Raw genomic sequence first — 24,662 nt, forward strand, 5'->3', positions numbered from 1 at the left:
TAAATCTGCCGTCTATACCCTATTGTACCTACTCCTTGTAGCTAAATAAAGTTGTTATAATAAATTTGTAAGTAAAAAGTCTCAATTTCGAAATAAAATACTTCCAAGTTATTAAATTGTATGATATTATATATCTTGAATTAAAGATATTTAATTCATTCAATAATATGCATATAATTAGGAGGATATATAATGTTAAAGATTGGTATTGTAGTAGGAAGTAATCGTCAAGGCCGTAATGGAGAAGCAGTAGGACAATGGATTTATGATTTTGCAACAAAACGTAATGATGCAGAATATGAAATTGTTGACCTTGCAAACTATAACTTACCATTATTAGGTGCTGCTGTACCAGAAGCACAACAACAAGAAGCAGAAGCAGCAATTAAAGCTTGGTCTGAAAAAATGGCTTCTTTTGACGGCTATATTTTCATCCCAGCAGAATATAATCATGCTGTAAATGGTGCACTTAAAAATGCATTAGACTACTTAAACCCAGAAGTAAACAATAAAGCTGCTGGCTTTGTTGCTTACGGAAGCCTTGGTGGTGCACGTGCAATTGAAAACTTACGTCTAATCTTAGGTGAACTTCAAGTTGCAGACGTTCGTACTGCTGTAACATTCTCACTTATGACAGATTTTGAAAACATGAGCGTGTTCAAACCAGCTGATTACCACGATGCAAATGCAAACCAAATGTTAGATCAACTTCTATCTTGGAGTGGAGCTCTAAAAACAGTTCGATAAAACTCAATATAAAATAGCTACTGCATTATTGCGGTAGCTATTTTTTTTGCTTAATTTGATGATGGAATGTAGCGACGTAAAATAGTAGAGTGACATTTCAATGCTTTATTTCTTATTTAAAGGCTCGGTTAAAGTTCATTGTTGTTAACAACTTAGTTGATTGAGCGGATGTACACGAGACTCCTGCGGGAACAGCACGAGCCGAAGATCCACTTGGCAAAGCGGTTTTCTTTGCCAAGTTAGCTGAGGCCGTGCCCGCGGAAAGCGAGTGTACAGGAGCGAAAATCAACAACAGAGTTTAACAGAGCTTATTTAAAAGAAATATGTTAAGTAGTATAGGAGGCTTTGATAATTTTGTTATAATGGGAATTATTTATAGTTCTCACTTTTAATGTAAAAACTTATTAGGGGGAAGTTGTTAGGGACATGTAGATAGTCATAATGGAGAGGTGAGGTTACATGGATGCAGATGAAATTTTGCAAAACATTGATCAAGTTCTACCCTTTTATCAACCGATTTTCAGTGCTGATGAGCATCGTGTAGCGGGGTATGAACTGTTAGGGCGTTTTAAAAAAGACGATGAATTTATCAGTATTGGACACTTCTTTGCAGACGAAACAATTCCTGAAGAATATCGAATAGAAGTAGATAATTATCTACTTGAACAAGCATTACAAAAGATGATGTCTGCAGGAGAAGATTTTTTACTGTTTATCAATCGTGATCCTAAGCTGTTAATGTATGATCAGGGTGAGAGCTTTTTGACAACTATTCAGAAATACCTTGCTCCAGATCAGTTACAAAGGATTGTATTAGAGTTAACAAATACAGAATATACTGGTTCAATTGACTCTTTACAACATCTTATTAGTTATTACAAAACGTATGGTATTAAAATTGCCCTTAGCCATCTAGGAGAAGAAAGTCATCTAGATCGCATCGCTCAATTATCACCTCATATATTAAAGGTTAATTTAAATCAATTAAGAAATTCTAGTGGAGATGCATCGCCAATCATTCTTTACTCTCTCAATATATTAGCTAGGAAAATTGGTGCAAATTTGTTGTATGAACATATTGAACAAGAATATCAGCTTCAATATGCATGGAAAAATGGAGGTCGTTATTATCAAGGGTTTTTGCTGGCAAGGCCGACTCCAGATTTTATAGATAAAGATTCTTTAAACGATACTTTTAGAGAGCAAGCCATTAACTTTATTAAGTATGAAAAGAAAAAACTAGAGGCGAGATATGTAAAAACAAGTGAACTTAATGAAAGCTTGAAGCAACTTATAGATAAAAAGAAATATACAGAACCTTATGTTTCACTATTGAGTGATCTTGCAGAAAAAATTGAGACAATGTGTTTTCGATTATATATTTGTAACGAGGATGGTTTCCAATTATCACCCAATCTAATGAAGGTGGAAGGAAATTGGACTAATCAAGAGGAATATATCGGCAGGAATTGGAGTTGGCGTCCTTACTTTTTAGCTAATATTGTACAAATGAAAAAGGATCAGAAAGGTATGTTATCTGGCATATATAGTGATATTGAAACAGGGGAAAGTATTCGTACCTTTTCATTTCCACTAATGGACGGTAATTATCTCTTTATTGATCTTTCCTATGCATATCTATATGAAAATGATGCGTTATTATAAACAAAGAACGCTTTGATTTAATATATGTTGTTTCACTTGAGTTAAAAAATAAATGGAGGGGAAAACTACGATGAATAAGCAGATAATTAATTGGTTTATATTTGAATATGATAAGTGGAATTTTTATATCGCAAAGACGGATAAGGGACTATGTTACGTTAGTTCTCCTGGCCAAACATATGATGCGTTTGAAGAGGGTGTTTCAAAACTTTTTCCTCAGGCGAGCCTTGTGGAGAATGGAGAAGCGCTTCAACCATATATCGATGAATTGCATGAATACTTAAGTGGCAAGCGGAAAACTTTCACATTACCTATTGATGTGAAAGGAACACCATTCCAGGAAGAGGTATGGAATGCTTTAAACCAGGTCCCTTATGGAAAAACATATTCCTATTCTGAGATAGCTGAGCTCATTCAAAAGCCTCGTGCAGTTCGAGCTGTCGGATCTGCAATCGGTGCAAATCCTGTATTAATTTCTATACCTTGTCACCGTGTGATTGGTACAAATGGTAACATCACAGGATATCGCGGCGGTGTAGAGATGAAGCAATTTTTGCTTGGATTAGAATCTGGAAATACTGTTGGATAGTGTAAAGCAACAGGTGAATGTTAATAAGAAAGGCCGCTTTCAAAAGAAAAAGCGGCTTTTCTTCTACTATTTGGTGTAGATAAACATAGCCATATGTGTTGGCTCTTCGTTAAACCCGAGTTGTCTATAAAAGTCAACTGCCTCAGGATATGATACAAGTACCTTTGTATAAAAGTCTTTATATTTTTCTAACATCATTTCCATCATCACTGTTCCAATTCCATTTCCTTGATAAGCGGGATCACTTAATACATATGGAAAATAGGTTGTTAAAGCCCCGTCAGATAATGCATTGATTAAACCAACAAGACGATCACCATCCCAAGCTGTTACAACAGAATGGGAATTCATGATTGCCTCATACAATTTATTCGGATAAGTCCCTGATGTCCAATCCAAAGATAAAAACAGCTTTTCTAACCCTTCTTTCGTTATATTGTTCACTTCAAATGTATATGTAATATCCATTTAAACCTTCCTCTTCACTCTATATTTTCATCATTATTATGGACAAGTTGTTTTATTTAATTAAATTTTTTCGGAAATATAAAGCCATATGAGTGTCTATTCAGTCTAATAGATAGAAGGGGGTGCTCAAAATAGAAAAGTTAGTGAAAAAGGCCAAAAAGGGTAATGACAAGGCATTCTTGAAGTTATTCCAGACGTATGAAAAGGAGATTTACAGGACTGCTTTTGTTTATGTTAAAAATCAAAATGATGCTTTAGATGTTGTTCAAGAAACAGCTTACCGAGCTTTTAAATCTATCAAAAATCTTAAAGAACCAGTATATTTCAAAACGTGGCTGTTCAAGATAGCGATTAATTGTGCAATTGATATTATTCAAAAGCAAAAAAAGATAATTCCATTGAAGCCAGAGTTTGAAGATTTGATTTCTGGAGATCCCAATGAAGATGTTTTATTAACAATGTCTTTAAAGGATTTATTGGAACGGTTAAGTGAAGAAGAAAAAAGTGTAATATTACTAAGATTTTATCAAGATATGACTTTAAAAGAGGTATCGGAAACATTACGCATCCCATTAGGGACAGCAAAGACAATATTATACCGTGCTTTAAAAAAACTACGGAATAGTGAGAAAGGAGCTGGGTTTTATGGGGAGTAAATTGAGTAGCAAAATGAGCCAAATCCCAATCCCGAATGAACTTCATGAAAGAAGTAAATTAGGGGTTGCAAAAGCGAAATCAGAAATGGGAAAGTCAAGGATATTAAAGTCTAAAAATGTAATAGCATTAGTTGCTAGTATATTAATTTTATTTGGTAGTTATGGTCTTATTAAAAATTTCAATGATAGTTCAACTCCTGAATCTCAAGGAGCTTATTTTACTGAGGATGGTGGTTTGCATATTCCGGCATTACAATTACCAGAAAAAGGCGAGGAAAAGTCGATGAGTATGATCGGCTTAATAGTATATAACGGTAAAATATATACACAAACTGCTACTGAAATTGATGTGAAAGATGCTGTTAATTTGTTAGGGGAAAAGCTGGGAAGGACAAAAGGAATTATTGATGAATGGAGTAAGCAGGACGCTTATGCTGATGAGTTTGCATCCTCAATAGGAGAATCTGACGTGTATACCGTAAAAGGGTACGACAAAGATTTTCGGATTATGACATATGATAAATATGAAGACAGTGGTGAGGTTTATGCCGAATTTTACGAAGCTCTTAATGGCATAACCATTTATAGTGGAGAAGATTTTTTTGGTAAACTTAATATCGCTGGAAATATTGTAAATGCTCAATATAGAACCTATAGTGATTGGAATCATAGCATTGACAATTTTTTCGAAATCAATGACAAAAAAATATTAAATTCTTTTATAGAAGAACTAAATACGACTAGTCCAATAACATATGAAACAATCAACGAAACTCTAGGTAACTATCGCAATGATCAGCAATACAGAGAGTTAATTTTAGAATTGAAAGATGGATCAAAGGTTCATTTGGTGATAATTAAAGACGGATATATTCGATATGATCATTTATATTTTAAAATGGAAGACGAGATTTTCACACAGATGTGGAAGCAACTTGAATGACATGCTAGTTTGTCCACTTTGTTCAATTCCTTTATACTTGAGTTAAAAAGGAGTGGTATCCATGTACGAATTGAAGACGAAGGAAACGGATAATAGTGTTATTGAGTTTATCGAACAAGTGGATAGCCCTAAAAAGCGTGAAGATGCATTTAAATTGTTAGATATTTTTACAGAAACTAGTGGTTATGAAGCAAAAATGTGGGGGCCTAGTATTATTGGTTTCGGTTCCTATCATTATAAATATGCATCTGGTCACGAAGGCGATGCACCGCTAGTAGGATTCTCTCCAAGGAAGGCAAAGGTTAGTCTGTACTTTGCACCAGGGGATCCAGAACGGGAGAAATTACTTGAGGAATTTGGGAAACATACGACTGGGAAAGCATGTGTGTACATTAATAAGGTCGCAGATATTGATGTTGACTTATTGAAAGATTTAATAACATCTTCAATTAAATTTTTACGAGAAACATATCCAGAGAATAATTAAGAAGTTACGGAAGCGCAACAAAAGTGCGCTTTTTTTGTGGTATTCTTTACCAAAAGACGATATGATTATTATAGGGTGAATTTTCGGTATCTTCAGTAAAATAACACTAGGATGTGATGATCTTGAAGAAAATAATTGTAATCCTTAGTGTATTATTGTTTAGTAGTTTGCTTCTTACAGCATTGCCATCAAGTGTGAGCGCATGCAGTTGTGCGGTAGTCTCTGAACCCCAAACTAGTTACAATCATGCTGAAGCTGTTTTTAGTGGGAAAGTAATCGATATTAGGCGGAATAATAGGTCAGGCTATAGTCCATTGAAGGTCTATTTTGAAGTTAAGGAAACTTGGAAAGGCATTAATGAAACCCAAGTAATTATTAATACAGGATTAGGTGGTGGAGATTGCGGTGTAGCTTTTGAAGTAGGTAAGGAATACATGGTGTATGCTAGTAAATCGAGTATCTATGATACTTCAGGACTTAGTACCACTATTTGTACGAATACCGGTCTTCTAAGCAACGCTCAAGCAGACTTAGATTTCCTTGGGGAGGGAGAGGCCCCAACGGAAGAGGTTAATATTATGGAAGAAGAAAAAAGGAAGTCCTGGTTTATGTGGGGTGGAATAATCGTTATGTTAGTTTCAATCAGTATTGTAGGAATTATTTTGTATCGAAAAAAGAGATAATATGGGGTAGATTACTCATGAAATCCAAGTGCTATCGCAGAAGAATGAGTGATTAAAGGAGTGAGACCAATGAAATCCTTTAAGCTGGCTATGTCAATAGATGAAGCACAGGTGATGTTAGAAGCTATTTTGAATACACCCATTACCCACATAGAAGGAATTGAAATGGGCGAGCTTAGTAGAGTATTCAGTTTTTATGTAGATAGTGAATCTTATGTGGTACATTTCCGAGATTCCAATATTAGTTTGGAAAAAGCAGATTATATATATCGAACGTATGGAGATATTTTACCGATCCCAAGAGTTATAAAAAAAGGTGAACATGATGGCCTTTCATTTATCATTAGTGAAAAAGTGGAGGGTGTACCAATTAGTAGTTTATCAGAAACGGAACAAGCTGATGTTCTTGATCATGTGGCGTCTATTTTTACAACAATGAGTGAAATTAAGTTGGATCGATCGAAAGGGTATGGTTGGATCTCACCAACGGGAGAGACAGCTTTCAACACTTGGGAAGAGATGATTATAAATTCTTTCCGTGATGATGATGGTGGTTTCCATCATAATTGGACCCAACTTTATGAAACAAGCTTTTTAGAAAAAGAGGTATTTCAGCAAGGGTATGATAAGATGCTAGAATTGCTCCAGTATGCGCCCGACCATCCTGGCCTTGTTCATGGTGATTTCCATTTAGGGAATATGTTATCAGATGGAAAGAAGGTAACCGGCATTGTGGATTGGGAGATGTCCATGCATGGTGACTTTGTGTTGGATGTTGCTGGTTTGCATTTCTGGTCGGAACATTTGAGCTTTCCAGAGCGGATTCAAGAAGCTTGGCAAAAGAAGGGGAAAGAAATCCCTCATTTTGAGGAAAGATTGCGAGCGTATATGATTTGGAAGGCGATTGATGGTCTGAGATTCTTCGCTAAAAAGGATGACAAGCAAGCATATGATTATATGAAAGCGAGATTAAAGCACTTGTTGTAGAATCGTTAATCGTATCTTGGCTATGAAGACAAATATAGGTGGAAAATTAAAATTCTGTCTTCATAGGTGCAGTCTGAAGACAAATAAAGGAGAAAATTACAAAATATGTCTTCGTAGTAGCTTTATAAAGACAGAAAAAGAATAAAGCAGCAAATGTGTCTTCAAACGACAAAACAAAAAAGAGATCTCGGTACAATATCGAGATCTCGTTTTTTTTAGTTTGCTCCTACAGGAACCGCGTCAAAGTACTCTTCTAGCGTAATGTTTTGCTCGTAAATTTCTTTTGCAATATCTAATCCGACATACCGAATATGCCATGGTTCATATTGGTAGCCTGTAATATGTTCTTTTCCTTTTGGATAACGAACAATAAATCCATATTCATGGGCATGTTCTGCTATCCATTCGGCTTCAGGAGTGCCACCAAAACAGTCTTGAACAGCACATTTTCCGTCACTACCGGAAACATCCATCGTTAATCCAGTTTGATGTTCACTATGACCAGGGCGTGCACTATATCGGTCAGCAGCTTCTTTTCCGTCTCTTTTTACATAGTTATTATATAGAATAGTTTGAGTTGCTTGGGATCGATAGCCAGATGCTCCTGCTAATAAAATCCCATCAACTTCAGCACCAGCAAACATTTTCTCCAATGCTGTTGCTGCCTCTTTCCTCATTTTCCGTTTATCAACCTTTTCACTGAAGATAAATCTAACATTAGGATACACTAAATCTTTAGGAGAATAGTTATCTGGCAGCTTAAATTGTTTATTGACAAGTACTTCTATGGAAGCTGGATTTGCAACAACTTGGATGGCGTCTTCATTTCCTTGATCCGCATTCCCTTTTTTGTCAGGCTTTTGCTCCTCAGGATCCTCGTTTTGTTGTTCTTCTTCATCTTCTGGAGTTTTCTCATCTTCCTTTGCAGGGTCTGTGACAGGATCGTCTTCTTTCTCTTCATCTACTGGCGGTGTTGTATCATTCTCAGAGTCTGGATTCGTATTGTCAGTGGGCTCCTCTGTGACAACTTTTTTATCATCATCAGGCTCTTTTTTATTATTATCATTGATTGATAGACTACAACCTACTATTAAGCCAACCATCAATGTTAAGATTAGCATGAAAAATATGCTAGATTTCTTCATAAAAAAACTTCCTCCCTTACTAGTTGCTTATATCTCGTTGTTGATTGCTTTTTGTACTTCTTTCATTCTATTCCTTTCCGTTAATGAAAAAAAGATAAATATTAAAATGTAATAAATGTAACACGGTAATTTTAATCACTACTCATTAGACGAATTGTACCTTCGTTTTGTTTCAAGCAATCATTTCCAAAGTGTAAAACACAAAAAAGACGGAGCAAAAGTTGATTTTGACTTTTTGCTCCGCCTCATGTGATTGTTCAAAGGCAATGGATATATTAAAACGTAAATTTGCTTACTTGTTCGTTTAATTTCTCTGATAAAGTTGCTAGTTCTTGAGCTCTTCCTGATATTTCATGCATGGAGCTACTTGTTTGTTCTGTTGCAGCAGCAGCTTGCTCTATACCTGCAGCTGATTCCTCTGCTACCGCTGCTACTTCTTCGATTGATTCACTCATTTTCTTACTGTTATCTAATAAGTTTCCTAGGCTAGAAGAGATATTTTGAACTTTTCCATTCATTTCGGATACGGAATTATTGATTGTTTCAAATGTGCGGCCAGTAACCTCAATTTGGTTCGTACCATTTTCAACCTCATGGTAGCTTGATTCTAAAGAAATTACAGCTTCATCTGAGTTTTTCAAGATCCGTTGAATTGTTTTAGTGATCTCCACACCTGATTCGGCAACTTGATCGGAAAGCTTGCGTACTTCTGATGCAACTACCGCAAACCCTTTTCCATGTTCACCTGCTCTAGCAGCTTCAATTGAAGCATTTAATGACAAAAGATTAGTTTGTTGTGCAATCTCTTGAATCATTTGACTTAGCTTAGATATCCTTTGTGATTCTTCATTTAAACTTTTTACATTGTCAACTGCAATTGTAACCTTTTGGTGAATATTACCCATTTGTTGAACAGATTGGTCCATCAATGTACGGCCTTCTTCTGACATTTTTAAAACATGATTAGACGTTTTTCCAACTTCGATTCCAGCATTATTCACTGTTGTTACTTTTTCATTAAATTCTTCCATCATTTCATTTAAAACAGTAGCGTTATTTGCTTGAGATTCTGCCCCTGAGGATAGCTCTTGCATCGTGGAAGCCATTTGTACTCCACCTTCATTAATTTCATTCGTCGATTGCATGAGTTCCTCACTATTGCTATTAACGATAGCTGCGGCATTTGAAACTTGTTGTATAACATTTTTCAGATTCTCATTCATTCTGTTCATCGCAGCAGCCAATACGCCAATTTCATCTTGACCATTATAATCAATTTGTTGCGCGGCTAAATCTCCATCTGCAATCCTATTGCTCATTACTACTACTTTATTTAAGTTTCGCGTAATTGCTCTACTGATGAAATAAGTAGTAATACCTCCTACAAGTATAGAAACAATAACTGAAATTAATAACGTAGTAAAAGCAGTTGCTTGACTTTGATCCGCTTCCGTAACAGCTAATGTACGTTCTTCATTTATGATTCCACGTAAACTATCTAGTAATTCAAGTGTTTTCGTAAGTTCTTCATCCACGTCCTCAATAAATTCAGACGCATAGTCGACATCTCCATTTTTTAAAGCAGGGATTACATTCAACGAGAAAATATTATTTATTCTCTTATCATTCAGGCTAATTTCCCTAAATAAATCTTCTTTTTCTTTTGTATCCATGTTTGTTTTTAGTTGCCCTTCAATCGTATTGAACTCGTCTCGAAGTGCTTCATACTCTTCAATAAGGTTAGAATCTTGTTCTTGAATATAATTGACAATATTATTTGATTTACCACGAATGATTGATCCCATTTCTGTTATAGCCACTGACCTATCTGCACGTCTTTCTAAAGCATCAATCTTCTCCCCAACCGTATTTAGAGAAACGGAGACAATAACGGTTGAAGCTGCAAATAACGTAAAAATAATTAGTAAACTTAAACCAAACTTCCATCCTATCGTTAGGTTTTTAAATTTAAGCCTTTTCATTTTAACTTTTAAAAGATTTGTAACCCGTTGTAATTTACTCATTAATACTACTATCCTCCTAAATTAATCGAAACGTTTCAAAAGATAACAATAATTATACCAAATTTCTCCATGAAACATAGAACTTTGGTATCGGATTTTTTTGTACTCTATATTATTTTCGACCAACATTTGTAAAAGTGAAGTGTATATATACAAAAAATTATGAGAAAAGGGTTTTTTTTTGCCTATTTTTATGAAAAACGTTGCAGATGCAATAATATAATGGTACTATATCGGTATACGATATATCGACATACAATATAGAGATGGTCGATATAAGAAGCAGGTGAAGAGAATGGACAAAAAAATCAATGACTTTTTACCGTTATCACAAGCAACATTCTACATTTTGTTATCACTTCGAGAAGTAAGACACGGTTATGCGATTATGCAAGATATTGAGGAAATAAGCCGTGGAGAAGTAACAATGGGACCAGGTACTTTATATGGTGCACTCGGAAAACTAGAAAAGCAAAAAGTAATTATAAAAGCAGAAGTCGACGAAGGAGATCGTCGTAAATATTATCAATTAACGGAACTGGGAAAGAAAATTCTTCAGTTAGAGTACAAACGATTAGAATCACTTGTTGAGAATGCTCATGAAATAATGAAGGAATTAGAAAGTGAGGGAAATTGATGATTAAAAAATTTAAATTTTTCCTAGCTTCAAATGTCGACAAAGAAGAAAAGTGGCTAATAGAAATGTCTAGCAAAGGATTTCATTTTAAGAAATACAAAGCATTTATGTATTATTTTGAAGAAGACAAAAATAAATCATATATTTATCAAACAGATTTTAATGAGCCAACGGATGATTATTTTCAGTTGTATGAGGATGCAGGATGGGAATATGTAGACAGTGCTGTTGTGAGGTTCCACTATTTTAGGACAGATGCTAATAATACCAAGGTGAAGAAAATATATTCGGATAGTGAATCAATTAAAGAGACATATCAAAGAATGTTAAAATTTTACTTATTATTTTTCTTCGTGCTGCTTACCTCTCAAGTTTGGCTCTTTACAACGTGGAGAGGTGACGCACTACAAATTATTGTTTTGTCAATCGTTGGAGCAGTTATACTCTTATATGTATATCTATTTATATCATTAAAACGAAAAATAAACTTTTATACTAGAAAACTTTAATGATGCGAAGTGCGTTATCTAAAAAAAACGAAAAATCATTTCATTAAAAATAAGATATAGGAGCTGACACAGCTAATGAAGTATGAATGGCGTAAAATGGATAAGGAAATATACCTACCGAAGCAGACTCCAACAATATATAACGATACAGAAAAGAAATATATTATGGTAACCGGTGAAGGTGATCCGAATGGTGATGAATTTCAAACAAAGGTAGAAATTTTATATGCTTTGTCTTATGCGATTCGCATGATGCCTAAAAGTGGATACACTCCAGAGGGATATTATGAATATACTGTTTTTCCTTTAGAGGGGATATGGGACTTGAGCGAGGAAGGTAGAAAGTTAGATTACCTCGATAAGAATCACTTAGTATATCAATTGATGATCCGCCAACCTGATTTTGTAACGGAAGAACTTTTTCAGAGGGCGGTTGATACTGTAAAGAAGAAAAAGAAGAACCTGCAAGTCGATGAAGCAAAATTCATTTCACATGCTGATGGTTTAAGTGTTCAAATGATGCATCTTGGCAGTTACGATAATGAATCCGAAACATTTTCTATAATGGAGAATTATTGTGAAGAGCAAGGGTACAAAAGAAAGAGTAAAATACACAGAGAAATCTACATTTCAGACCCAAGAAAAACAGCCCCTGAAAAATTAAAAACTGTATTGCGATTTAAAATTGAAGCTAAATAATAAAAGAAGAACCGATCCGATTAATTTATGAAATAGTTGGATCGGTTTTGTTTTATGGAAAGGCTCTGTTAAAGTTCATTGTTGTTAACAACTTAGTTGATTGTAGCAGATGTACACGAGACTCCTGCGGGAACAGCACGAGCCGAAGATCCACTTGGCAAAGCGGTTTTCTTTGTCAAGTTAGCTGAGGCCGTGCCCGCGGAAAGCGAGTGTACAGCAGCGAAATTCAACAACAGAGTTTAACAGAGCTTATGGAAAAGACTAAATATAAATGCAACTATAAAAGCAAGGAAGGTAGAAGATGTAGCAAATATTACAAGTTGATGTGTATCGACTTTTAAGATGATTACTAAGATAAGACCTATGAAATATGTTAAAGTAAGCACCATTCGATTAGTGTGCTTCAATAATAAAATGGAAAGTGCTAGGAAAAACAAGATGATACTAAGGTAAAATAGCAACTGCCATGAGTAGTAAAGCATTCCCCCATACCCAACACGTCCTATCATCCAGAACCAATTGGTTAAATAGAGAAATAGCACAGATATGTTTACAATGAACAGCACTCGTTTTTTTAGTAAGTAGAAGATAATAGGACTTAAAATCATCGATAAATAAACTAATCCAAAAATCTTTAATAGGAAATTCTCCACCTCAAAAAGCCCCCTACCCGTATACACCCATCAATAAAAAGATAATCGGAATTACACTGAATGCTATGTTAACGATAAAATGACAAATAATGAGCGGGAAAAGCCTTTGTTGTTTGTGATAAATGATTCCACTGCCAATTCCCCATGCAAAGAAAGCAACTGCATATACGACTGCTCCTTGGATATTTGCAGAAAGCATAATATGTTGTAACGCAAATCCAACTGCAGGTATCAGAACCCCTAGCCAAGCTTTTTTATAATGTTTGATAAACGCTGGTTGCGCATAGCCTCTGTACATAAGCTCTTCAATTGGTGCGTTTAGAAAAGGAAAAATGAGTGCAATTAGTGCAGTCACCCATAAAAACCAATAAGGTCGCGTTAAGTTAGTATTAGCAATATCACCTACAAACACTGTTTCGAAATGAGATACAAAATCTGCTCCATACATTACAAACATTGTACCTACTAATCCTAGGGAAAATGGAATATATAAAACAAACAACCATAAAAATCCTAATAATATATCTTTACCAATCCGATCCTTGCGATATCCAAGTAAATCTTTGAAGCTACTCCCTTCCTTCTTTAGGATGCGATGTAAGATGTAAAAGCAAAGAATATTCACAAACGTAAAGTAAATAGCAGACATATCCGGTAAAAAAGGAAAGATAACATCAATATTCAATAGCCTTAATATGACAGCAAAACACAATAACGCAGCAATCAACAAAGGGAAACGAATAAACGATATGAACCATGCAGTCTTCAAAAAATACCTCCAGTTCCATTGTTTCAAAACATACCATACTAAGAGTATTCGAGTAAGGCAGGAAAATTCCCTTTAATCTTGTATGAAAAGAGAGGCTCATAACTTTTGCGACAGGGAATATAACTGGAAGTGATTTTGAGAGGTTATCAAGACGGTTTTGTGTAAAAAAGCGTAACAATAGGTCAAGATACAGGTTATCATAACCAATTTGAATGTAAGAAGTGGTTGGAAAGGTCGAGAGGCGCGTTATCACGACCGATGTATACCAAACTAGCAATGAAATCGGTCAAGAGACAGGCTGTCACAACCGATTTGAACGGAAGAAGTGGTGAGAATGGTCGAGAGGACCGTTATCACGACCGATGTATACCAAACTAGCAATGAAATCGGTCAAGAGACAGGCTGTCACAACCGATTTGAACGGAAGAAGTGGTGAGAATGGTTGAGAGGCGCGTTATCACGACCGATGTATACCAAACTAGCAATGATATCAGTCATGAAACACGTTGTCACACCCAATTTGAATGTAAGAAGTGGTGAGAATGGTCGAGAGGACCCTCAACACGACTGTTATCTACAAAACTAGTTTTGTTACTGGTCGAGATAACATGTAATCACAACAGTTTTGACTGAATCTAATGGGAATGAAGGAATAGCATAAGAAGTTCAAATTAATAATTGTCTTGGGTATCTGTAACTTTCTCATTTTGGGTAAAAAATGATTGATTTGGAGAAGAGTACAATTTTTAATTGTCAAATTTTCACTTTACAAAAAGATAAAACAAAACTAAAATAAAAAGTGAGTAATCACTCACTATATAAATTAAAAGAGGTGTATATAAATTGGAAAACAAGAGATCTTGTGTTTCTGTACGCCATATTTCCAAAAGTTTTGGTAAGCATCAAGTACTAGAAGATATTAATTTAGACATTTATGAAGGTGAAATTTTTGGTCTGCTTGGTCCGTCTGGTGCAGGGAAGACAACGTTAGTAAAGCAATTGTCGGGGCTAGATACTCCAACTTCAGGTGAAAACTATATTTTTCAAGAGAAAATGCCAGATTTGAAGTTGATTAACAGAATTGGCTATATGGCACAATCGGATGCACTTTATGAAGAGCTTTCCGCAAAGGAGAATTTACAGTTTTTTGCGGAGCTTTATGGATTGAAGGGTACAAAGCAATCACAAAGAATTAAAGAAGTGATGAAGCTTGTCCAATTATTGGACCATATAAATAAACCAATTTCCACCTATTCAGGTGGGATGAAGAGAAGATTATCCCTTGCAATTGCATTACTACACGAGCCTGAAATATTAATTCTCGATGAACCAACTGTCGGGATTGATCCAGTTTTAAGAAAGAGTATTTGGGGAGCGTTTTATGAATTAAAGCAACAAGGAACTACATTAATTGTTACAACACATGTGATGGATGAAGCAGACAAGTGTGATCGTCTTGGTCTCATTCGTGAAGGTAAATTAATTGCGGTTGGTACTCCGCAACAATTAAAAGAAGAGACAAAAACGACTTCGATAGAAGATGCATTTCTTGCCTATGGAGGTGCCTAACATGAGAGTAATGGCATTAGTAAAAAGAATACTGCGCCAAATTGTACGAGATAAACGGACGCTAGGCTTACTAATATTTGCTCCCATTCTTGTACTTACAATGGTACATTTAGTTTTTAATGTGGAGGCATATACCCCTCGAGTTGGTATAGTGAATATCCCAGAACAAATGATAAATCAACTTGAAGATGATACGGCTGAAATTACGAAATATGATAACATAGATGCTGCTAAGGCTGATTTAGAATCACAATCTATTGATGGTTACTTATCGTTTGAAAATGGAAAACCAGCTATAATGCTAGAAGGTAGTGATCCAAGCAAAGCTAGTGCAGTGATGAAATGGATTCAAAGCAACTTAGCTGAGACGGGACCGAATACTGTAAAACCAGATATTAATTATTTACATGGTTCTAGTGAGATGGGGCAGTTTGATTATTTTGGACCTGTTTTACTTGGGTTTTTTATCTTTTTCTTTGTATTTCTAATAGCAGGGATTTCGTTTTTACGGGAAAGAACAACAGGGACTTTAGAGAGATTGTTAGCAAGCCCGTTACGAAAATGGGAAATAGTCGTTGGATATGTTATAGGTTTTGGAATATTTTCAGTCATTCAAGCTACTATCATTGCGGTATATGCTATTTATGTATTAGGTATGTTAATGGAAGGGGCATTTATATACGTATTGCTCATCACGTTATTAATGGCATTTACGGCATTAACACTTGGAACGCTATTATCAGCGTTTGCTAATAATGAACTACAAATGATGCAGTTTATTCCAATCATCGTCATCCCACAAATATTTTTTTCGGGTCTTTTTAATTTAGAAACGATGACAAACTGGTTAAGCTGGATAGGACCTATAACGCCTTTATACTATGCGGCCGATGCATTAAGAGAAATCATGGTAAGAGGATCTGGCTGGAGTGATATATACCTAGACGTTCTTATCTTAATTGGATTTTCGCTCTTATTTATGAGCTTAAATATTCTTGCTCTAAGAAAATACAGGAAAATCTAACAAGTAGATACTGAAAAAGGAGACATACAGTAACGATGTCAGAACAAAACTTGGATGAGGTTATATATAATCAAGAAGGTTTGACAGAAAAACAGAAAAAGATTTTAGAAGCGGCGATAGAGACTTTTGCTGAAAAAGGTTTTGCAGCTACATCGACTAGTGAGATTGCGAAAAAAGCTGGTGTTGCAGAAGGAACGATTTTTAGACATTATAAAACGAAAAAAGAACTATTGATGAAAATTGTATCTCCCATGATGTTCAAATTAATCGGGCCTATTGTAATTAAAGATTTATATAAAGTTTTAGACCAGGAATTTGATGATTTTGAGGAATTTTTACGTGCAATGATAGATAATCGTGAACAATTTTTAAAGAATAACATAAAGACAATTCGAATCTTAATTCAAGAAATACCATTCCAAGAAGAATTAAGAGAACAGTTTATCGAACACATTGGTAAAAAAGTATATGGACGTTTTAGGAGAATTGTCCAGCATTATCAAGAAAAAGAGGAGATTATTGTGATGAATCCTGATACTGTTATTCGACTAATAATATCGACAGTGTTAGGTTATTTCGCAACAAAATATGTCATATCCCCAAGAGAGTGGAATGATGAAGAGGAGATTGAAAGAATGCTGGGGTTTTTGAAGAGAGGATTAACCCCGATAAAGAAATAGCTTCGAGTGCAATTTACGACTCGAAGCTTTTTATATTGCATTCGTTACTACTAAATATTATTTTTCTGCATGCTCATTTTCCCATACTTGGTCCAGTACTTGGTTGAATGCTTCCACTGGTTGGGCACCGGAAATAGCGTACTTATTATCAAATACAAAGAAAGGTACACCCTGAACTCCAACTGTACGTGCTTCAGATATTTCCTGTGTTATTTTTTCAGTATTACTCTTATTTTCTACAATACTGCGTACCTCTGTCCCATCAAGCCCGACTTCTTCTGCAAGGCGGACGATTGTTTCTTCATCACTTAACACTTCACCTTCTGTAAAATGTGCTACATAGAAACGATGGAAAAATTCATTTCCTTTGCCTTGCTCTTTTGCGTATTGAAAAACACGGTGTGCATCATATGTGCTTGATAGTTTTGCTTTATTGTAATTTATTGCTACCCCGGAGTTGTTCGCCATTTGCTCCACTTGTTGTAGCATGGACCTTGCTTGAGATAATGGAATTCCCTTCATGTCTGCAAATGTTTGTGCATAATCATTACCAGGAACATACTCTGCATCTGGCATTAATAAGAAACTTTTATATTCAATCTCCACCTTATCCGCATGTTCAAATTTCTTTAAAGCGTCATGAAGATGTGATTCTCCAATAAAGCAGAATGGACATACAAAATCGGACCAAATGGTTATTTTCATCAATTTTTCCCCTCTTTCTGTTGTTCTACTGGGCCACAAATTCCAGTATTAATATCACAAGAAAACCCTGATGAATTATCAAATTCAAATGTTTTTAGCTTTTGTAGTGGCTTCAGAGTTTCTTTAGAATCTATTTGTTTTGATGCTGTAGATTTATGATCTTTGTCTTTCAACATCATGAATACCTCCTTTATGGGTATTTATAATATTAAAGTAAAACACGGCAGGATTCTAATAATTGAATTGGATGTAAAAACTTGGAATAACTACTTGTACACGGTGCTTTTATAAAATTTAAAAGCGATATGTGTAAGCTTTCTAACTTATCATATCGCTTGATACTAGCCAGCTGTCATTCATTCATTAACTCGCGATAGCTGAGCTTTTCACTTTCTTCTTTTGTTTTTGCGAAATTATATAGATTACTAGAATTGCTATTACGAGTACTCCGGATAATACATATACATTTTGATATCCAAAGTGAACGGCAACTAAACCTAGGACATAGGAACCAATGGCAATTCCAATATCAAATAGAGTAAAGAATGTAGCAGTTGCATAGCCGCTTCTTTCTGGTGTTGTTGCTTGCACTGCTAGTGTTTGCAAACTTGGAACGAGAGCGCCATACCCAAACCCAATAAGTAATCCGGAAACTAAAAACAGAATTCCAGAATTCATAAAACCTAGGAGTATTAAACCAGCAAAGAAGCTAATAAAACCAGGAATCATGACAAACTTGGCTCCTTTTTCATCAAACCATCTGCCAGTAAACGGTCGTGTTACAAGCATGACTGCAGCATATACAACATAAAAAATAGTTGCTAAATGCAACATGTCTTTTTCTTGAGCATACACGGATAAAAAGGATAGTACACTTGCATATGCAAACGAAATTAAACTAGCAAGAAGCGCAATGGGTACTGTTTTTTTCTCAAATAAATCACCCAGTGAAATCTTACGGTTCACTTTCGTGTTAGCCTTTTTATCTGCAGGAATAGCTAGTGCTAATCCAGCGCCCATTAACATTAAAACACTTAATACGATAAATAGTGTTGTAAATGAAAATGCTTGAATAATAAAAAGGGAAATAAGGGGCCCAACTACAATGGCTAGATTAGTTGACATGGTGAAATATCCAAGTCCTGCTCCTCGGCGTGACATTGGAACATTATCTGCGGCAAGTGAACCAGCTGCTGTAGTCGCAATACTAAACCAAATACCTTGTACAAAGCGTAAAATCAATAGACCAGAAAATGGCTGTACAAAGTAATATAAAACGGTACATATTAAATAAAAAGCTAAACTAATCCATAACATCTTTCTTTTTCCAAAGATATCTAAAATTTTTCCTGTAAATGGGCGAACAACAATCGCGGATAGAAGGAAGATCGACATTAAAAGACCAGCATCTTCATCTGTTCTATTTAATATGCCGATAGCGTATAGAGGTAAAGTTGTAACTAATCCATAAAATACAACAAAAACGGACAAGTTTGTAAAGAATAAACTAATAAATGTTTTCGTCCATATCGGTTCTTTTTTTGCCAATGATGTCTCATCCTTTCATATCTAATTTTTGAAGCAATGTTAATAGCACAGATTGCTCATTATTAGATAATTGTTGTAAAAATTGATTTTCAAAGTTAATGACTGTCTTTTCAATGGACGGAAACTTTCTTTTTGCATCGTCTGATAGCCGTACAATTTTCTCTCTTTTATCTTCTCCAGGTGTGATGATAATCCAACCTAATTCTTGGAGGCGATTAACAGTTCTTGTAATAGTAGGAGCCTCCACGTTTAAATACGTGCAAATATCTTTTAGCATCATTTCTTCATGCTGTTGTATACAAAACAAAACAGTCCATTGTGCATTAAATAAGTCATGCTCTTTCAATACGTTATTAAGCTCTTTACTCATCGAGCGTGTAAGTTGAAACAGTTCATGGAATATCGGATTCAAAAAGGTCACCTCAATTAATTACCTAGCTAAGTATTTATCATAAACCTGATGGACGAAATTGTAAATGGGAAATTTGATCAAATAAAAAAGCACAACGATAATTGTTGTGCTTAATATCTTAATTTTCATTTTTCCCAACTATCCCATAGAAAAATAACTTTGTTAAGTCTTCTGTTATAGGGAGGAGGGAGTTAGCAATATCAGGGCGTTGCATATATTCTTTAAACATTTGAATATAAAACAGTATTGCTTCGTTTGAAATGGAAGGATCAATATATCCTTGTTCTTTTCCTTCATTAAAAAGTTCGATAAACTTTGGCAGGGCTTTTTCCGCATAGAACTCTTCAATAAAGTTATTTTCCTCTGTATACTCCTTCATAAAATCTTGGAAAAAGCTAGCGTGGATATGATTAGCGATATCTGATTTTTGAAAGATAATTCTTTTTACTTTTTCAGGGAATGTAAGGTCACTCTGAAAAAGTTCCTCATATTCACTCCAAGCCTTATGAATGTAATAAATAATTACTTCCTGGATTAATTTATCTTTGCTCTCATAATAATTATAAATTGTTACTTGGGATACTTTTGCTCTTTTCGCGATTTCTGCAATCGATACTTTCTGAGTTCCAAATTCAATAAATAGTGATAATGCTGCCTCTAGAATTTGTAGCTTTTTTTGTTCTCTGCGGCGTTCAAATCCATCCAACTTTTTTCACCTCGATAATAGTGTAATGAAATTTATGTAATAAAACAATAAATATATTTCATAAACTCTTGTCAGGGACTTTTTTTAATTATATTATGAACTATATAGGGTAAAATATTTCAAAACTCTATATAAAGTTAAGGGAGGGTACCCAATGACGATTATAAAAACTATGAATCTAACAAAAAAGTTCGGTAAATTTACGGCATTAGATGGTGTGAATATAGAGGTGAATAAAGGAGAAGTATTTGGTTTCATTGGTCCTAATGGGGCGGGGAAATCTACAACAATACGGGTTTTGCTCGGAATGTTGAAGGCAACGTCTGGAGAAGCAAAGATTTTTGGGAAGGATGCTTGGAAGGATGCGATTGAAATTCATAAAAAGATCGCTTATGTTCCGGGAGATGTGAATTTGTGGCCAAACCTCTCTGGTGGAGAAGTAATTGATTTATTTTTGAAAATGCGTGGCAATGGAAGTGCCAATCGCCGTGATGAGATGATAGAAAGATTTAATTTAGATCCAAGGAAAAAATGTCGAACGTATTCGAAAGGAAACAGGCAAAAAGTTGCGCTTATTTCTGCTTTTGCAGCAGATGCAGATTTGTATATATTAGATGAGCCTACTTCAGGTTTAGATCCATTAATGGAAAATATATTTCAGGAGTGTGTCCAAGAAGTAAAAGACAGAGGAAAAAGTGTGCTTCTTTCCAGTCATATACTATCTGAAGTGGAGAAACTTTGTGATAAAGTAGCGATTATTCGTCAAGGTAAGATAATTGAAACTGGCACATTAAATGAGTTACGACACTTAACACGAACGAATTTAGTTATTCAGACGCGTGAGCCGCTTCCTCATTTACATGAAGTAAAAGGAGTACACAATCTACAAGAGAATGGTTCAGAGTTAAAATTTCAAGTCGATACGGAAGAATTAGATACCGTCATTCGCTATATTAGTCCATTTGGTATTTTAAAACTGGAAAGTGCTCCACCAACATTAGAGGATCTATTTATGCGTCACTACCAAGGAGCAGCAATCCACTCTAAAGATAGTGTGGGGGGATGATGTAATGAACGAAAAATATTTTAAAGGGACAATGGAATTAACGAAATTACTATTTCGCCAAGATAGAAAGAAAATAATCATATGGTTGCTTGGATTAATTGTTGTTACTATTGCCGCTGCCTACTCTTATCCTGACATTTATAAAGATGAGCCATCTAAACAAGCATTTGCATTGACAATGGATAATCCAGCGATGGTGGCGATGCTTGGTCCCGGTTATAGTGATGAGCATTATTTACAATCGATTGGGACTTTATTTGCTCATGAAATGTTATTATTTTCAGTTGTTGCAGTAGCGATTATGAATATCTTATCAGTTGGTAGAAGTACGAGGGCAGATGAAGAAGATGGCCGAATTGAATTAATCAGAGCACTTCCTGTTGGGCGTTTAACTTATGTAACATCCTCTATGATAGTAATTCTAATAACGAATATCCTTTTAGTTATACTCATAGGATTCGGGTTAATGGCGCTAGGAATAAATGGACTGAACGCAGAAAGTGCCTTTTTATATGGGGCAATTTTAGGGTCATCGGGTATCATATTTGCTGCATTTACAGCTGTTTTTGCACAACTTGCAGAAACATCAAGAGAAACTACAACTCTTGCCTTTGGCTTTTTAATAATGACATACCTTATTCGTGCAACCGGTGATGTTAGTAATGAAACAGTAGCACTAATCTCTCCACTTGGTTGGATGGTAAGGACAGGTGTATTTGCAGACAATGACTGGTGGCCAGTTATTGTAGCTCTAGCTCTCAGTGTTGTGATTATTGCGCTAGCTTTTTATTTAAATGTGATTCGAGATATTGGCTCTGGCTTTTTCCCGGCAAGAAAAGGAAGAAAACATGCTTCCACTTTCTTATTAACACCGTTTGGTTTAGCGTGGAGATTACAAAGGACCAGCATTGTATCGTGGGCAATTGGTCTATTTGCTCTAAGTGCGTCCTTCGGTGCAATATTGGGAGATCTTGAAATGTATTTTGCAGATAATGAATTTGTTCAAGCATTTCTTCCAAGTGACGCAGGTTATACAATGACAGAACAATTTATTACACTACTTATGGCTATTATGGCTCTACTAAGTACAATTCCCGTTGTTCAGGCGGTATTGAAACTAAAAGGGGAAGAGAGTAAGGATAGAATTGACCATTATTTTAGTCGAGCAGTGTCTAGAACAAAACTTCTTGGTAGTTATTATGGGCTCGCATTCGTTCTAAGCTTTTTATATCAAGGACTTGTTGCAATTGGATTATGGTCTGTTGGTGCAGCAGTGATGGAGGAAGGATTATCTTTTACAACAACCATTTCATCAGCAATTGTCTATTTACCTGCAATGTGGCTGTTGGTTGCTTTTACTGCTTTTTTCATTGGTGTACTTCCAAAAGCAACAGGATTCATTTGGTTTTATGTCATCTATTGTTTCATAGTAATTTATCTAGGTGGGATTCTCGATTTTCCAAAATGGATGAATGCTATTTCGCCATTTGATCATATACCACAAATTCCTGCGGATGATATGAAGGTAATACCATTAATTACGCTAACGATCATGGCGCTTCTTCTTACTCATCTTGGTATTGTTGGGTATAATCGAAGGGATATACGGGGTTGATTAGTTTATTTAAAAGCATAGAGTTTTCATCTTCATGCTTAATTATTTGCCACATAAGTTGAAATGTAGTGAGTGAACATTACCTGTTCCCAATCAAATAGTTGAATTTAAAATTCTTACTTGCACTTAAAGTTAAAAGGTAGTATTTTTTTATTTTAAGACAAGGCTCTGTTAAAGTTCAGTGTTGTTCACAACTTAGTTGATTGTAGCGGATGTGCACGAGACTCCTGCGGGAACAGCACGTGCCGAAGATCCACTTGGCAAAGCGGTTTTCTTTGCCAAGTTAGCTGAGGCCGTGCCCGCGGAAAGCGAGTGTACAGGAGCGAAAATCAACAACAGAGTTTAACAATGCTTAAGACAAAGATATAATAAAAATGTTACATACACATTTCACACATTCTCTATTAGAGAAAAGGAGGAACTATTTATGTTACCTAACTTCGAAGAAAATCTACAAAAATACGCAAGACTTTTAGTGGCAAAAGGAATCAATGTTCAACCGGGTGATTGGGTAAAAATGACGATTTCCGTTGATCAAGCACCTCTCGCTCGACTGATTACAAAAGAAGCTTACTCGCTAGGGGCTGAAAAAGTAATCGTAAAATGGTCAGACGATGACATAAGCAAATTACATTATTTACACCAGCCAACAGAAGTGCTTACAGATATTCCACAATATGAAATTGATGAGTCTGAGGACCATGTATTGAATCACCGAGTTAGTCGACTTTCCATCATCTCTAGTGACCCTGGTTTATTAAATGGGGTAGACCCAGCAAAAGTATCAGCATATCAAAAAGTGGCGGGGAAAGCATTTGAAGCACAACGAAAAGCAACACAAAACGATGACTTAAAATGGACGGTTGCTGCAGCAGCAGGAGCAGCATGGGCAGCGACGGTATTCCCTGATTTAAAAACATCTGAAGAACAAGTTGATGCATTATGGGATCAAATTTTCAAAACGTGTCGAGTATACGAAGATGATCCAGTTGCTACTTGGGATCGTCATAAAGAACTATTGGATGAGAAAGCAGCAAAATTAAACGAAATTCAGTTTGATAAACTTCACTACAAAGCACCTGGAACGGATTTAACTTTAGGTTTACCAAAGAATCATATTTGGGCGAGTGCTGGTAGTGTAAATCCAAAAGGCGAAGAATTTATCGCTAACATGCCAACAGAAGAAGTATTTACTGCTCCAGATACTCGTAGAATGGATGGCGTTGTCCGTAGTACAAAACCATTGAGCTATGCAGGTAATCTAATTACAGGCATGGAAGTTCACTTTAAAGACGGTAAAATTGTAGATATTTCCGCAGAAACAGGCGATGAAATCATCAAGAAATTAGTATTTGATAATGAAGGTGGAACAGGACTAGGTGAAGTCGCTCTCGTTCCGGATCCATCTCCAATTTCTCAATCAGGAATTACATTCTTCAACACATTATTTGATGAAAATGCATCTAACCACTTGGCTATTGGTTCTGCTTACCCAACAACTATTGAAGGTGGAACAAAAATGAGTAAAGAGGAACTAGAAGCGAATGGAATGAATGTTTCTACCGTTCATGTTGATTTCATGATTGGTTCTAAAGAAATGAATATTGACGGTATTAAACAAGATGGCACCGTTGTACCTATCTTCCGTAATGGAGACTGGGCAATTTAAAATATCT

27 protein-coding genes are annotated in these 24,662 nt (G+C 35.5%); 17 read left to right on the forward strand and 10 right to left on the reverse strand.

The features are described 5' to 3' along the window. Positions 1-192 precede the first annotated feature (192 nt). The 3 genes from ACFPM4_RS10760 (at position 193) to ACFPM4_RS10770 (ending at position 3,001) form a co-directional block, all read left to right on the forward strand. Positions 193-747, forward strand: a complete 555-nt coding sequence (locus ACFPM4_RS10760) for an NADPH-dependent FMN reductase (RefSeq protein WP_382351257.1) — start codon at positions 193-195, stop codon at positions 745-747. A gap of 459 nt (positions 748-1,206) precedes the next feature. Continuing rightward, on the forward strand, positions 1,207-2,412 hold the full coding sequence (locus tag ACFPM4_RS10765) for an EAL domain-containing protein (RefSeq protein ID WP_382351260.1): 1,206 nt from the start codon (positions 1,207-1,209) through the stop codon (positions 2,410-2,412). A 70-nt stretch (positions 2,413-2,482) separates the two neighbouring features. Then, positions 2,483-3,001 carry a methylated-DNA--[protein]-cysteine S-methyltransferase gene (locus ACFPM4_RS10770; protein ID WP_382351263.1) on the forward strand — a complete coding sequence of 173 codons (519 nt, stop codon included), beginning with the start codon at positions 2,483-2,485 and terminating at the stop codon, positions 2,999-3,001. A 66-nt stretch (positions 3,002-3,067) separates the two neighbouring features. On the opposite strand, the gene ACFPM4_RS10775 is transcribed toward ACFPM4_RS10770, so the two are convergent. Continuing rightward, a complete protein-coding gene (locus tag ACFPM4_RS10775) occupies positions 3,068-3,469 on the reverse strand; it encodes a GNAT family N-acetyltransferase (protein ID WP_382351266.1) in 402 nt (133 codons plus the stop codon). A gap of 143 nt (positions 3,470-3,612) precedes the next feature. On the opposite strand from ACFPM4_RS10775, the gene ACFPM4_RS10780 reads away from it, so the two are divergent. The 5 genes from ACFPM4_RS10780 to ACFPM4_RS10800 all read left to right on the forward strand — a co-directional run bounded on the left by ACFPM4_RS10780 (position 3,613) and on the right by ACFPM4_RS10800 (position 7,225). Then, a complete protein-coding gene (locus tag ACFPM4_RS10780; protein ID WP_382351269.1) occupies positions 3,613-4,125 on the forward strand; it encodes a sigma-70 family RNA polymerase sigma factor in 513 nt (170 codons plus the stop codon). Further along, a complete protein-coding gene (locus ACFPM4_RS10785; protein ID WP_382351272.1) occupies positions 4,115-5,068 on the forward strand; it encodes a hypothetical protein in 954 nt (317 codons plus the stop codon). Before ACFPM4_RS10780 ends, ACFPM4_RS10785 begins: the two co-directional genes overlap by 11 nt. 61 nt (positions 5,069-5,129) lie before the next feature. Beyond that, positions 5,130-5,555, forward strand: a complete 426-nt coding sequence (locus ACFPM4_RS10790; RefSeq protein WP_382351275.1) for a DUF1801 domain-containing protein — start codon at positions 5,130-5,132, stop codon at positions 5,553-5,555. 122 nt (positions 5,556-5,677) lie between these two features. Continuing rightward, positions 5,678-6,238, forward strand: coding sequence for a hypothetical protein (locus ACFPM4_RS10795; protein ID WP_382351277.1), 561 nt, complete (start codon positions 5,678-5,680; stop codon positions 6,236-6,238). 69 nt (positions 6,239-6,307) lie between these two features. Beyond that, a complete protein-coding gene (locus tag ACFPM4_RS10800; protein ID WP_382351280.1) occupies positions 6,308-7,225 on the forward strand; it encodes an aminoglycoside phosphotransferase family protein in 918 nt (305 codons plus the stop codon). 215 nt (positions 7,226-7,440) lie between these two features. On the opposite strand, the gene ACFPM4_RS10805 is transcribed toward ACFPM4_RS10800, so the two are convergent. Further along, positions 7,441-8,370 (reverse strand): M15 family metallopeptidase, encoded by a 930-nt coding sequence (locus ACFPM4_RS10805; RefSeq protein ID WP_382351283.1) that lies wholly within the window; start codon positions 8,368-8,370, stop codon positions 7,441-7,443. Between the two features lie 275 nt (positions 8,371-8,645). Next, positions 8,646-10,394, reverse strand: a complete 1,749-nt coding sequence (locus ACFPM4_RS10810; protein ID WP_382351286.1) for a methyl-accepting chemotaxis protein — start codon at positions 10,392-10,394, stop codon at positions 8,646-8,648. A 295-nt stretch (positions 10,395-10,689) separates the two neighbouring features. Between ACFPM4_RS10810 and ACFPM4_RS10815 the strand changes: the two genes are divergently transcribed. The 3 genes from ACFPM4_RS10815 (at position 10,690) to ACFPM4_RS10825 (ending at position 12,239) form a co-directional block, all read left to right on the forward strand. Continuing rightward, positions 10,690-11,031 (forward strand): PadR family transcriptional regulator, encoded by a 342-nt coding sequence (locus tag ACFPM4_RS10815; RefSeq protein ID WP_382351289.1) that lies wholly within the window; start codon positions 10,690-10,692, stop codon positions 11,029-11,031. Then, complete coding sequence (locus ACFPM4_RS10820) at positions 11,031-11,540, forward strand: DUF2812 domain-containing protein (protein ID WP_382351292.1); 510 nt, start codon at positions 11,031-11,033, stop codon at positions 11,538-11,540. Before ACFPM4_RS10815 ends, ACFPM4_RS10820 begins: the two co-directional genes overlap by 1 nt. Before the next feature lie 75 nt (positions 11,541-11,615). Further along, complete coding sequence (locus ACFPM4_RS10825; protein WP_144927486.1) at positions 11,616-12,239, forward strand: GyrI-like domain-containing protein; 624 nt, start codon at positions 11,616-11,618, stop codon at positions 12,237-12,239. Positions 12,240-12,478: 239 nt separating this feature from the next. Here ACFPM4_RS10825 and ACFPM4_RS10830 read toward each other — a convergent pair whose 3' ends face one another. Further along, on the reverse strand, positions 12,479-12,892 hold the full coding sequence (locus ACFPM4_RS10830; protein WP_382351296.1) for a hypothetical protein: 414 nt from the start codon (positions 12,890-12,892) through the stop codon (positions 12,479-12,481). A gap of 13 nt (positions 12,893-12,905) precedes the next feature. Beyond that, on the reverse strand, positions 12,906-13,661 hold the full coding sequence (locus tag ACFPM4_RS10835; protein WP_382351299.1) for a CPBP family intramembrane glutamic endopeptidase: 756 nt from the start codon (positions 13,659-13,661) through the stop codon (positions 12,906-12,908). 843 nt (positions 13,662-14,504) lie between these two features. Here ACFPM4_RS10835 and ACFPM4_RS10840 point away from each other — a divergent pair. From ACFPM4_RS10840 to ACFPM4_RS10850, 3 genes are read left to right on the forward strand one after another with little or no spacing between them, the layout of a single operon-like run. Further along, positions 14,505-15,230 (forward strand): ABC transporter ATP-binding protein, encoded by a 726-nt coding sequence (locus tag ACFPM4_RS10840; RefSeq protein WP_382351302.1) that lies wholly within the window; start codon positions 14,505-14,507, stop codon positions 15,228-15,230. Position 15,231: 1 nt separating this feature from the next. After that, positions 15,232-16,254, forward strand: coding sequence for an ABC transporter permease (locus ACFPM4_RS10845; protein WP_382351305.1), 1,023 nt, complete (start codon positions 15,232-15,234; stop codon positions 16,252-16,254). Between the two features lie 35 nt (positions 16,255-16,289). Beyond that, complete coding sequence (locus ACFPM4_RS10850; RefSeq protein WP_382351308.1) at positions 16,290-16,934, forward strand: TetR/AcrR family transcriptional regulator; 645 nt, start codon at positions 16,290-16,292, stop codon at positions 16,932-16,934. Positions 16,935-16,991: 57 nt separating this feature from the next. On the opposite strand, the gene ACFPM4_RS10855 is transcribed toward ACFPM4_RS10850, so the two are convergent. The 5 genes from ACFPM4_RS10855 to ACFPM4_RS10875 form a co-directional block, all read right to left on the reverse strand. Further along, on the reverse strand, positions 16,992-17,639 hold the full coding sequence (locus ACFPM4_RS10855; RefSeq protein WP_382351311.1) for a DsbA family oxidoreductase: 648 nt from the start codon (positions 17,637-17,639) through the stop codon (positions 16,992-16,994). Continuing rightward, positions 17,639-17,815 carry a hypothetical protein gene (locus tag ACFPM4_RS10860; protein ID WP_382351314.1) on the reverse strand — a complete coding sequence of 59 codons (177 nt, stop codon included), beginning with the start codon at positions 17,813-17,815 and terminating at the stop codon, positions 17,639-17,641. Before ACFPM4_RS10860 ends, ACFPM4_RS10855 begins: the two co-directional genes overlap by 1 nt. Before the next feature lie 187 nt (positions 17,816-18,002). Beyond that, positions 18,003-19,187 (reverse strand): MFS transporter, encoded by a 1,185-nt coding sequence (locus ACFPM4_RS10865; protein WP_382351317.1) that lies wholly within the window; start codon positions 19,185-19,187, stop codon positions 18,003-18,005. A 7-nt stretch (positions 19,188-19,194) separates the two neighbouring features. Next, positions 19,195-19,557, reverse strand: coding sequence for a MarR family winged helix-turn-helix transcriptional regulator (locus ACFPM4_RS10870; RefSeq protein WP_382351320.1), 363 nt, complete (start codon positions 19,555-19,557; stop codon positions 19,195-19,197). A gap of 160 nt (positions 19,558-19,717) precedes the next feature. After that, positions 19,718-20,305, reverse strand: a complete 588-nt coding sequence (locus ACFPM4_RS10875; protein WP_382351323.1) for a TetR/AcrR family transcriptional regulator — start codon at positions 20,303-20,305, stop codon at positions 19,718-19,720. Between the two features lie 154 nt (positions 20,306-20,459). Between ACFPM4_RS10875 and ACFPM4_RS10880 the strand changes: the two genes are divergently transcribed. The 3 genes from ACFPM4_RS10880 to ACFPM4_RS10890 all read left to right on the forward strand — a co-directional run bounded on the left by ACFPM4_RS10880 (position 20,460) and on the right by ACFPM4_RS10890 (position 24,655). Continuing rightward, positions 20,460-21,371: an ABC transporter ATP-binding protein gene (locus ACFPM4_RS10880; protein ID WP_382351326.1), complete on the forward strand. Its 912-nt coding sequence runs from the start codon at positions 20,460-20,462 to the stop codon at positions 21,369-21,371. Positions 21,372-21,375: 4 nt separating this feature from the next. Further along, positions 21,376-22,986 carry an ABC transporter permease gene (locus ACFPM4_RS10885; RefSeq protein ID WP_382351329.1) on the forward strand — a complete coding sequence of 537 codons (1,611 nt, stop codon included), beginning with the start codon at positions 21,376-21,378 and terminating at the stop codon, positions 22,984-22,986. A gap of 427 nt (positions 22,987-23,413) precedes the next feature. Then, a complete protein-coding gene (locus tag ACFPM4_RS10890) occupies positions 23,414-24,655 on the forward strand; it encodes an aminopeptidase (RefSeq protein WP_382351332.1) in 1,242 nt (413 codons plus the stop codon). The last annotated feature ends 7 nt before the right edge of the window (positions 24,656-24,662 follow it).

Origin of the sequence: Lederbergia graminis (assembly GCF_042655485.1) — a bacterium.
Taxonomy (GTDB): Bacteria; Bacillota; Bacilli; order Bacillales; family Bacillaceae_C; genus Lederbergia; species Lederbergia graminis.

What these genes read in the sequence shown, in the direction of transcription:
- ACFPM4_RS10760 (WP_382351257.1), top strand. Translation starts at nt 193, where the DNA reads ATGTTAAAGATTGGTATTGTAGTAGGAAGTAATCGTCAAGGCCGTAAT.
- ACFPM4_RS10765 (WP_382351260.1), top strand. Translation starts at nt 1,207, where the DNA reads ATGGATGCAGATGAAATTTTGCAAAACATTGATCAAGTTCTACCCTTT.
- ACFPM4_RS10770 (WP_382351263.1), top strand. Translation starts at nt 2,483, where the DNA reads ATGAATAAGCAGATAATTAATTGGTTTATATTTGAATATGATAAGTGG.
- ACFPM4_RS10775 (WP_382351266.1), bottom strand. Translation starts at nt 3,469, where the DNA reads ATGGATATTACATATACATTTGAAGTGAACAATATAACGAAAGAAGGG.
- ACFPM4_RS10785 (WP_382351272.1), top strand. Translation starts at nt 4,115, where the DNA reads ATGGGGAGTAAATTGAGTAGCAAAATGAGCCAAATCCCAATCCCGAAT.
- ACFPM4_RS10790 (WP_382351275.1), top strand. Translation starts at nt 5,130, where the DNA reads ATGTACGAATTGAAGACGAAGGAAACGGATAATAGTGTTATTGAGTTT.
- ACFPM4_RS10800 (WP_382351280.1), top strand. Translation starts at nt 6,308, where the DNA reads ATGAAATCCTTTAAGCTGGCTATGTCAATAGATGAAGCACAGGTGATG.
- ACFPM4_RS10805 (WP_382351283.1), bottom strand. Translation starts at nt 8,370, where the DNA reads ATGAAGAAATCTAGCATATTTTTCATGCTAATCTTAACATTGATGGTT.
- ACFPM4_RS10810 (WP_382351286.1), bottom strand. Translation starts at nt 10,394, where the DNA reads ATGAGTAAATTACAACGGGTTACAAATCTTTTAAAAGTTAAAATGAAA.
- ACFPM4_RS10815 (WP_382351289.1), top strand. Translation starts at nt 10,690, where the DNA reads ATGGACAAAAAAATCAATGACTTTTTACCGTTATCACAAGCAACATTC.
- ACFPM4_RS10820 (WP_382351292.1), top strand. Translation starts at nt 11,031, where the DNA reads ATGATTAAAAAATTTAAATTTTTCCTAGCTTCAAATGTCGACAAAGAA.
- ACFPM4_RS10825 (WP_144927486.1), top strand. Translation starts at nt 11,616, where the DNA reads ATGAAGTATGAATGGCGTAAAATGGATAAGGAAATATACCTACCGAAG.
- ACFPM4_RS10845 (WP_382351305.1), top strand. Translation starts at nt 15,232, where the DNA reads ATGAGAGTAATGGCATTAGTAAAAAGAATACTGCGCCAAATTGTACGA.
- ACFPM4_RS10850 (WP_382351308.1), top strand. Translation starts at nt 16,290, where the DNA reads ATGTCAGAACAAAACTTGGATGAGGTTATATATAATCAAGAAGGTTTG.
- ACFPM4_RS10855 (WP_382351311.1), bottom strand. Translation starts at nt 17,639, where the DNA reads ATGAAAATAACCATTTGGTCCGATTTTGTATGTCCATTCTGCTTTATT.
- ACFPM4_RS10860 (WP_382351314.1), bottom strand. Translation starts at nt 17,815, where the DNA reads ATGTTGAAAGACAAAGATCATAAATCTACAGCATCAAAACAAATAGAT.
- ACFPM4_RS10870 (WP_382351320.1), bottom strand. Translation starts at nt 19,557, where the DNA reads ATGAGTAAAGAGCTTAATAACGTATTGAAAGAGCATGACTTATTTAAT.
- ACFPM4_RS10880 (WP_382351326.1), top strand. Translation starts at nt 20,460, where the DNA reads ATGACGATTATAAAAACTATGAATCTAACAAAAAAGTTCGGTAAATTT.
- ACFPM4_RS10885 (WP_382351329.1), top strand. Translation starts at nt 21,376, where the DNA reads ATGAACGAAAAATATTTTAAAGGGACAATGGAATTAACGAAATTACTA.
- ACFPM4_RS10890 (WP_382351332.1), top strand. Translation starts at nt 23,414, where the DNA reads ATGTTACCTAACTTCGAAGAAAATCTACAAAAATACGCAAGACTTTTA.